The 8,399-nt window shown below is 37.2% G+C and carries 9 protein-coding genes and 2 pseudogenes; 5 read left to right on the top strand and 6 right to left on the bottom strand.

The annotated features are described in order from the left end of the window. Positions 1-240: 240 nt before the first annotated feature. The 4 genes and pseudogenes from ACWOEC_RS06425 (at position 241) to ACWOEC_RS06410 (ending at position 3,000) form a co-directional block, all read left to right on the top strand. Positions 241-1,339: pseudogene (locus ACWOEC_RS06425) on the top strand (IS256 family transposase). Next, positions 1,321-1,467 carry a hypothetical protein gene (locus ACWOEC_RS06420; RefSeq protein ID WP_455306747.1) on the top strand — a complete coding sequence of 49 codons (147 nt, stop codon included), beginning with the start codon at positions 1,321-1,323 and terminating at the stop codon, positions 1,465-1,467. The pseudogene ACWOEC_RS06425 and the gene ACWOEC_RS06420 overlap by 19 nt, the downstream one beginning before the upstream one ends. 26 nt (positions 1,468-1,493) lie before the next feature. Beyond that, the gene (locus ACWOEC_RS06415) at positions 1,494-2,411 is read left to right on the top strand and encodes an alpha/beta fold hydrolase (protein WP_455306745.1); all 918 of its coding nucleotides are present in this window, start codon (positions 1,494-1,496) and stop codon (positions 2,409-2,411) included. Between the two features lie 127 nt (positions 2,412-2,538). Beyond that, positions 2,539-3,000, top strand: a complete 462-nt coding sequence (locus ACWOEC_RS06410) for a hypothetical protein (protein ID WP_455306744.1) — start codon at positions 2,539-2,541, stop codon at positions 2,998-3,000. Here the strand turns inward: ACWOEC_RS06410 and tnpA are convergent. Further along, positions 2,906-3,346, bottom strand: a complete 441-nt coding sequence (gene tnpA, locus ACWOEC_RS06405; RefSeq protein WP_455306742.1) for an IS200/IS605 family transposase — start codon at positions 3,344-3,346, stop codon at positions 2,906-2,908. The genes ACWOEC_RS06410 and tnpA overlap by 95 nt on opposite strands. A gap of 233 nt (positions 3,347-3,579) precedes the next feature. On the opposite strand from tnpA, the gene ACWOEC_RS06400 reads away from it, so the two are divergent. Continuing rightward, complete coding sequence (locus ACWOEC_RS06400) at positions 3,580-4,446, top strand: LEM-3-like GIY-YIG domain-containing protein (protein WP_455306740.1); 867 nt, start codon at positions 3,580-3,582, stop codon at positions 4,444-4,446. Positions 4,447-4,535: 89 nt separating this feature from the next. Here the strand turns inward: ACWOEC_RS06400 and ACWOEC_RS06395 are convergent. The 5 genes and pseudogenes from ACWOEC_RS06395 to ACWOEC_RS06375 form a co-directional block, all read right to left on the bottom strand. Beyond that, a pseudogene (locus ACWOEC_RS06395) lies at positions 4,536-4,960 on the bottom strand (MepB family protein). A 19-nt stretch (positions 4,961-4,979) separates the two neighbouring features. Beyond that, the gene (locus tag ACWOEC_RS06390) at positions 4,980-5,588 is read right to left on the bottom strand and encodes a response regulator transcription factor (RefSeq protein WP_455306738.1); all 609 of its coding nucleotides are present in this window, start codon (positions 5,586-5,588) and stop codon (positions 4,980-4,982) included. Between the two features lie 9 nt (positions 5,589-5,597). Further along, positions 5,598-6,701, bottom strand: coding sequence for a sensor histidine kinase (locus ACWOEC_RS06385; protein WP_455306736.1), 1,104 nt, complete (start codon positions 6,699-6,701; stop codon positions 5,598-5,600). Beyond that, positions 6,698-7,459, bottom strand: a complete 762-nt coding sequence (locus ACWOEC_RS06380; protein WP_455306734.1) for an ABC transporter permease — start codon at positions 7,457-7,459, stop codon at positions 6,698-6,700. Before ACWOEC_RS06380 ends, ACWOEC_RS06385 begins: the two co-directional genes overlap by 4 nt. Beyond that, entirely contained in the window at positions 7,456-8,352 is an 897-nt protein-coding gene (locus ACWOEC_RS06375; protein ID WP_455306732.1) for an ABC transporter ATP-binding protein, read from the bottom strand. The genes ACWOEC_RS06380 and ACWOEC_RS06375 overlap by 4 nt, the downstream gene beginning before the upstream one ends. Positions 8,353-8,399 lie beyond the last annotated feature (47 nt).

The following is an 8,399-nucleotide window of genomic DNA, read 5'->3' as shown; positions in this document are numbered from 1 at the left end:
AATTGGAGCTGTCCTTATGGACCTTCATGACGAATGGCTCAGTTCTACAAGAAAATATATTAAGTTTGATCAATGAGAGACCAGTAAAACATTGTATAGTATTTTACACAGGATTATGGACTTGACTATTTTTGATAACGTAAAATATTTTGTGTAAATAGAAATTTAGGGTAGAGAAAAAGAAAGTCCATTCTGTAAAATTAAAGTTACCACACAGAAATTTTATAGGAGGACTTTCTCATGACTAATTTTACTATAGAAATTATGCAAACACTACTCAATACAGGGGATCTAGATGAATTATTTCGGGTGAGCGATTAATTCACTTCTACAAGCAGAGCTAACTGCTTTTTTAGATTACGAAAAATATGATCGAAATGGATTCAATTCAGGAAATTCTCGTAATGGGAATTATTCACGTACATTTAAAACAGAATATGGAGAGTTGAATTTAACCATTCCTAGAGATCGGAATGGCGAATTTTCTCAACAAACACTCCCAGCATATAAGAGAACCAATGATTCGTTAGAAACAACCATTATCCAATTATTTCAAAAAGACATTACTATGGCTGAAATCTCCGAATTAATTGAAAAAATGTATGGTTACCACTATACACCACAAACGATCTCCAGCATGAGTAAAATCGTGTCTGAAGATGTTTTAGCGTTTAAGGAAAAAACGTTAGAATCAAGTTATTCCGTTATATTTATGGATGCGACGCATATCCCAGTGAAGCGACAGACTGTTTCGAAGGAAGCAGTGTATATTACGATTGGTATTCGATTAGATGAAACCAAAGAGGTTCTTGGGTTTACTATTGCCCTAACTGAGTCTGCTTATATTTGGAAAGAAGTTCTTCAAGATCTTAGAAACCGTGGGTTAAAAGAAGTTTTATTAGTCGTGACAGACGGATTAAGCGGTATTGAAGAAAGTATACATAGTGTGTATCCGAATGCCCAATTCCAACAATGTTGTGTGCATGTATCTAGAAATATCGCTCATAAAGTTCGTGTTCGAGATCGAAAAGAAATTTGTGAGGACTTCAAATTGGTTTACCAAGCGAATTCAAAAGAAGAGGCATTGGTTCAAGTGGACTTTATGGTCAAAAAATGGGGAAAGCAGTATCCAAGAGTTGTCAATCTGCTCTTGAATCCTGCCATAGTCACATTTTATAATTTTCCTCCCACTATCAGACGAACCATCTATTCAACGAACTTAATCGAAGGATTTAATAAACAATTAAAACGGTATACTCGAAGAAAAGAACAATTTCCAAATGAAGACACTTTAGAAAGATTTTTAAGGAGTCTAAACGTATGGAAAACGAAGAGTTGATAGAACAGTTAGAAGATATTTACGATGCGTTGATCGCGGATCTAGCTTACGAAGACTATTTAAAACATCCGCAGACTAGAAGCATCAAAGAAGTAGCCAAAGAGTATGGCATCGAAAATGAAGACTAAATCATAAGCAGAAATGAGGAAGAACAATGAAAGAGATGACCTTTACTTCAACCGATAAACAGACGCCTTTACATGTCTGTGCTTGGGATTTTGTGAAAGAGCCTAAAGGTGTCGTCCAATTGATCCATGGCATGACAGAATACGTTGAACGTTATGCTTATTTTGCACAATATTTAAACAAGCTCGGTTTTATTGTAGTGGGCCACGATCATCTAGGACATGGACTATCTGTTGATCCTAATGAGCCTACTTATGGTTTTTTTGGAGAAAATGGAGTCGCTAATGTCTTAGCAGATATCGATCAAGTTAAACAATGGACACAAAAGCACTATCCTAACTTGCCTTATTTTATGCTTGGGCACAGTATGGGGTCGTTTGCCTTAAGAACCTACCTTCAAGTTTATCCAGTCGATATTCAAGGTGTGATCTTGATGGGGACTGGTACAAAACCGAAAACGTTAGATCTAGCCTATCCAATCATCAAGCGAGTCGCCAAGGTCAAACCGAAAGCTGTTGGAACAGTTATTGATAGACTAGCTTTTGCTTCTTACAACAAGCCCTTTAAAGAGACAAGTCCGTTTAGCTGGTTATCAAAAAATCCTGAAAATCTTAGACGTTATGAAGCTGATCCGAAACTAGGATTTACCTTTACGTTTAATGGGTTTGAGACACTATTTGCTTTCGTAAATCGAGCGAATCAAAAAAATTGGATGGCACCTATTCCGAAAACGTTACCGATTTTGATCATTAGTGGGGCAGAAGACCCAGTCGGTGATTTTGGAAAAGGTCCGAAAAAAATTGCCAAAGACCTTGAAGAAAATGGATTCCAAGATGTGACGCTGGCTTTATTTGAAACCTTGCGTCATGAGATTTTACTAGAAAAAGAATTTCAAGAAGTCGTCGATCGTATCGAAGAGTGGTTAATGAGACATGTGGAAAAGTGAAGAGAAAGGCTGTGACAGACTTTGGTCACAGCCTTTTTTAAGAACGAAAATTAGACAAAAACATTTACTTGTAAACTTATTCGTGAGAATATTAACTTAATAGAATACAAAAAAGGGTGATGCGTGAATGAAAAAATCTTTATTTAAGTTTCTTTTGTTGCCTGCTTTAGTCCTTTCCAATCTACCACTTTCTGTCTATGCTCGAACGTCTGACACTACAGCGACCACATCTGTTACTGAACCTCTGCAACCTTCTGACACTAGTTATATTGAACCATCCACTACACCTGAAAAAAACGATTCAGAAATAAATTCAACTACACAATCTTCTACTCAATTATCCGAAGAAAAAATATTATCATCTGAAACACCTGACACGAGTACTAAAGACGAAACAACAGATACAAAATCTCAAGCAGCTAAAAGTACAAGGAGTACGACTGAACCTGAACAAACAACTGGCTTTGCAGCTCGATCGATTCAGCCTTTTTCGATCACTGATGGTTCATCTCCTTTAATCGTTGGCCGTCAATATACTTCGCAATCGCATGTTCATTTGTCGTTCCAATACTTTCAACAAAATAGCTAGGGGACCAAAATTGTCTATCCCCTTCTGGCTTCCCAGAATTGGTTTTCAGTTCTGGATGCAGTTGGAAAATCTTTCTAGCGCTAATTCCTTTCAACCAACGAACAATATTGGTGACAGAAAGTTTTGGTGGTGCACTAATGAATAAGTGAATCTGGTCATCAAGACCAATCTCCATATGAGATATAACGAACCCATATTCAGCAGCAATATCATATAGTAATTGTTTCAAATCTGTTTCGATTTCACCTTTTAAGACTTTATTCCGATATTTGGTTCCCCAAATTAAATGGTAGTTTAAATTGTATACAGAAGTTCTACCATATGTGAATCGTTCCTTATCTTTCATATCAACACCTCTAGATAATTATATCATGACCATATGTAAATCGAAAATAAAAAGAACGGGAATTCATCTCGGCATTAAAATACCGAGTTTCCTTCCCGTTTAATTAAAAACAGGTGAATAAATAATAAATGAATGAAACGACGAGCTGATTGGCTCGTCGTTTTTTCTTTAGCTAGAGGAAGAAATCATTGGTATACTAGATAAAATGAAATGAAGAATTGGAGAGAAGCATCATGGAGATCATACGGTTTTCAAATTCGACATTAGCTGCTTTAGAACCAAAAGTAGGACATGGCTATTACGTTTATTGTTTAGTTGATCCTAGAACAGCACACCCTTTTTACATTGGAAAGGGGAAAGACAATCGCGTTTTTGCTCATAAACAAGCAGCACTTGGCGCGATGAATGCAAGAGAACTTGAAGGGGAAACCTTACAGACTTTAAAAATCCAAACGATCCAGGATATTTTAGCAGAAGGACAAACGGTCGCTTCTTATCTAATTAGCTATGGACTGACAGAAGAGCAGGCATTTGCTAGTGAAAATACGCTGATTAACTATGCGAAGATCATTCAAAGATTGGAGCTGACAAATCTAATGAACGGTCACGGGACTCGCGCCTTTTCAACAGAAAATTTTGAGGAACAATTTGGTTACCAACCAATCGAACTAGCTGACATTCCAACAAAAGAATTGATCTTAGCTGTAAAAGTCAAAGATGCTTTTCAGTTAAGTAAAGATGAGTCAAAAGACTATCCGATCCAAGAAGAATATCGTGATGTTTATAATCTAAAATCGTGGACATTGGGAAGCTGGGTGATCGGTAAAGAAAAAATCGATAAAATCCGTTATGTGATCGCCGTCAATACTGGAGCGGACAATGCGGTTGTCGCAGCGTATAAAGTCTCAAAAGAACATGCGGAATCTAGAAAAGCAAAAAACGGTCGAACTCGTTATGCTTTTAAGGCTTTGTCTTCAAGAGAAGACACGCTAAAAGAGTTGAATCTGTATAAACGTGCTTTGCCTAGTTTGACATTTGGCAGCGGCTCGGCGACGTGTTATATCAATGGGGAACGTATGAAAAACCAAGTCGTATCCTAGTCATATAAATACAAAACCTTCCTATCATTGTGGTATCGATAGGAAGGTTTTGTGTGATATGCATCTAAAAATGTCTATTAGTAGTTGATTTAAAGATTCGTAAAATAATTTAACTGCCAAGCTTGTGTTTTTTGTGCCGTTTGGCTTAATTCCGTACACCAAGCTGGATAGACACGAATGCTCATCTTACCTTTTTGAGTAGTGGAACGCAGAATATTTTTTTGCAGTAAGACGGATTTAGGAAAGGTAAAATAGCCAGCATGTTCTCCGTCGCTTATCCAAACTAACATAAAATCAGGAGCAGTCTCGAATGAATAAGCGGTATTTTGGTTATGCGCATCTTTCTCCCAAAAGACAACGAAATAACCTATTTTTTTGGCGTTTTTTTTGCTAAACGACTACGATAGGAGAATCCATTAGAGATAAACGAACAGCCCTCATATTCTTGATTTTGTATTTCTTCATGAAGAGTAGACGTAGGGAAGTGGTGTTGGATCAAAGGTAGAGTGATCATCAGAGCTCCTTTTAAGTGACTAGCGTAACCAGCCATTTTTTTTAGCGATATTGATAGCTTCGATTCTCGAATGAGTTCCTGTTTTGCTGAGAATCGAAGAAATATAATTACGTAAAGTACCTTCTGTCAGAAACAGAATTTTAGCCATTTGAGCAGTGGAAGCACCTGTTTGGATCACTTCCAAGACACTCATTTCTCGTTTGGTGAGCGGATTTTTTTCTGCGCGTAAAACACTTTTTACAAGTTCAGGTGAAAAGATCGTGTTGCCCTCTAAAACTTGGCGAATACTGCTGATCAATAAATCACTTGGACTATCTTTAAGTAAATACGCATTTACATTTGCGGCTATGGCATCTTGGAAATAATTTTCTCTAGCAAATGTTGTTAAGATGATGATTTTGATTGGAAGATTAGCTAGTCGAATCGCTTTCGCAATTTCTAATCCTGTTTGTTCAGGCATTTCGATATCTAAGATCGCCACATCTGGTTGTAGTGTTAAGATCTTATCTAAAGCAGTTTTCCCGTCTGTAGCATTACCGATTACCGTGAAGTCCTCTTCAAGATCTAAAATAGTAGTCAGCGTAGTGTTTAACATTTTCTGATCTTCTGCTAAAAATAGTGTCGTCATGATTTTCTCCTATTCAACAGGGATTTTAAAATTTAGGGTGGTCCCTTTTTCATGAGTGATCTCTAAGGTACCATTTTTTGCTTTTATTCTAGCTTGCATGCTGTTCATACCATGAGAAGCAGTAGCATTTTTGGCAAATCCAACACCATTATCTTGAATCGATAGGGTATAAAAGTGTTCTGTCTGTGTAAATCTGCATTGAACAAGTTGGGCTTTACTGTGGCGAATAATATTTGTAAAGGCTTCTTTAAGACAAGCTGAAAAAATCGTCTGGATCTCAAGCGGCCAATGTTCAGCCAGTCCTTCAGCATCTGTACTTAAGTAGATACTTGCTGCTGTTAATAACTTTTCTTCTTCGATCAATGCTTTAGCAAGTGACCGATTTTCTAAGCCGTTCACGATTTGTCGAACTAATTGTAGATTATTGCGTGAGATTTGAGCAATCTCAGTCAATTCCTGTGCAACTTTATCTGGTTGTTTGATGAGTAGTTTTTGTGCAAGTTCAGTTTTTAAAGTAATAATAGAAAAAGCCTGTCCCAAATTATCATGTAAGTCGCGCGCGATACGTTCACGCTCTTCTTTGCGGATCAAGGCTTCTAAGCGTTTGTTTTCACGATTTAACTGGGTGTTACGATAAAGGGATTCATTGATGGAACGGGAAACAAGTGGTGAAAAGATCGCAAATAATAAGACGATCAAGAGACTGCCAACGTCCTGTGCACTTCCTTGAACGATCCAAAGTGTCGTACTGACGATATTGAAGAAGCAAAAAGCATAATAGATTGCTAAAAATAGATAAAAACGGTCACGACGTAAGGATAAGAAGCCAATTTGCCAAGCTGTAAAAATAAACAATCCCGTCATGCCCATAAATTGATAGGCAACGCTGATAATGAGCTGAGTCACTACGTACCAGATGGCCCAACGGTTAGACTCATATCCTTCACGATACGCTTTTAAAAAAACGAGCAATAAAAGAACAATAATGAGTTGTTTTTGATGAGGCATATGGATTAGATCAGAAAGTACAGGAATTAAAAAAATGAGCCAAAAATAAGGAATCAACCCTAATCTTTTAGGGAATAGGATTTCTTCCTCCAAAAATTTTTTCATATTAGGAGATATCCTTTCTTTTGTTTGATATAAAGTATACTGCTCAATACAAGTCCTAATGCAATAAACCAAGTCACTAGACCTAGACTACTACTAAGATCGAGTTTATGAGAATGATACAGTGTACGCATGACCGTACTCATAAAATAAGTCGGCATCCATTTACCGATGGCTTGTAACCAGCTTGGTAAGATCGAAAGCGGCCACCATAACCCACTGACGATCGCTAAAGGAAAAACGAGTAGATTCGCAAAGCCAGATACAGTATTTGAGCTACCCGCTAAGGAAAGCAAGATCCCGATCACGATCAAAGGAAGCGCAGTTAACGGGAGCGCAATTAAAAATAACAAAACTTCTAACCAAGAATAAGTTACGCCATTTATATAATACCCTACAATCAATAAACTGATAATAGACAATTCAAATAAACCAAAAAAGCTGATGATCACACTTAGATAATAACGGATTTTCGGCAGTGGACTTAGCGTGATCAGTTGGTCGAAGCCATTTTCACGATCGTTGACTAGTGTACTAGAAATCATCATCACCGCATCCATCAAAATCCCGTAAGTCATCATACTCACTAAATAATTGGCTTTCCATTCACGTAACGGTGTACCAGTTAAGCCAACGTCCATCACTTTGGTAAATAAAAGATAGAAAAAGACCGGGATCAATAGACTAATAATCAAAAAGCGTTTATTACGAATAAATAAACGAATAGCAGTAAGCTTGGTTTGAAAGATAAATGATTTCATGATTGATGTTCCTCCTGAATGTGATCAAATAAGGTTTCTAGCGAATTCGGTTGGATAGTTAATTGTTTTAATTCCGCAAAAGAGTCTTGCATTGCTTGTAAAAAGACAGGTACATCTTGTGTTACTAACTTGATTTTTTGATTGACGATAGTCACCGATTCAACACCGGGAATGTCTAACCAAAAAGATCGCTCTTTAGAACGATCAAAATAAAATTGGATTTCACTTACGCCACGATTTTGGCGCAATTCATCTATCGATCCATCAAATACAAACTGTCCTTTGACTAAAATCATGATCCGATCGGCAATCGTTTCAAGTTCTTCTAAATAGTGAGAGGTGACGATAAATGTTTTGCCTTGTGCTTTTAATTTGGCGATCGTTTGCCAAAATGTTAAACGACTAAAGCTATCCATCCCGGCTGTAGGTTCATCTAAAAAAAGCACATCAGGATTACTTGCCATTGCTAAGGCAAATCCTAGACATTTGCGTTGACCACCTGACAATTTTTCCATATAAGTCTGTTCGTGATCAGCCAAATCAGCATAAGCCAGTAAGTCATCATAAGAAAGTGGATGTTTGCTAAAGCTACAAGCTAAACGTAAGATCTCCGATACACGAACCTTTGATAATTTGACGGTTTCTTGTGTCATTACAGCGATTCGTTCTCGATTGATCAGAGAAGGTCTTGCTTGATCAAAATAACGGATCTCACCTTGATCTTTAGGAATAAGTTGCGTCAACATATTGATCAGCGTCGATTTTCCCGCACCATTTTCACCTAATAGTGCGATGATTTCTCCTTGTTTTACTGAAAAATCGAGATCTTTAAAAACGACTTTGTCTTTAAATGTTTTTGTAAGTTGTTGGGCATGGATCACTGTAGAATTCATAATGATTTCTCCTTGTCTACTCTTAATACCCTTAGTGTAAAAGAATG

The organism is Enterococcus bulliens (genome assembly GCF_053761865.1).
The sequence above is the reverse complement of the archived record's forward strand: the minus strand, read 5'-3'. Positions and strand labels throughout refer to the sequence as shown.

Coding starts and splice junctions, on each gene's coding strand:
- ACWOEC_RS06420 (WP_455306747.1), top strand. CDS start 1,321: ATGGAAAACGAAGAGTTGATAGAACAGTTAGAAGATATTTACGATGCG.
- ACWOEC_RS06415 (WP_455306745.1), top strand. CDS start 1,494: ATGAAAGAGATGACCTTTACTTCAACCGATAAACAGACGCCTTTACAT.
- ACWOEC_RS06410 (WP_455306744.1), top strand. CDS start 2,539: ATGAAAAAATCTTTATTTAAGTTTCTTTTGTTGCCTGCTTTAGTCCTT.
- tnpA (WP_455306742.1), bottom strand. CDS start 3,346: ATGAAAGATAAGGAACGATTCACATATGGTAGAACTTCTGTATACAAT.
- ACWOEC_RS06400 (WP_455306740.1), top strand. CDS start 3,580: ATGGAGATCATACGGTTTTCAAATTCGACATTAGCTGCTTTAGAACCA.
- ACWOEC_RS06390 (WP_455306738.1), bottom strand. CDS start 5,588: ATGACGACACTATTTTTAGCAGAAGATCAGAAAATGTTAAACACTACG.
- ACWOEC_RS06385 (WP_455306736.1), bottom strand. CDS start 6,701: ATGAAAAAATTTTTGGAGGAAGAAATCCTATTCCCTAAAAGATTAGGG.
- ACWOEC_RS06380 (WP_455306734.1), bottom strand. CDS start 7,459: ATGAAATCATTTATCTTTCAAACCAAGCTTACTGCTATTCGTTTATTT.
- ACWOEC_RS06375 (WP_455306732.1), bottom strand. CDS start 8,352: ATGAATTCTACAGTGATCCATGCCCAACAACTTACAAAAACATTTAAA.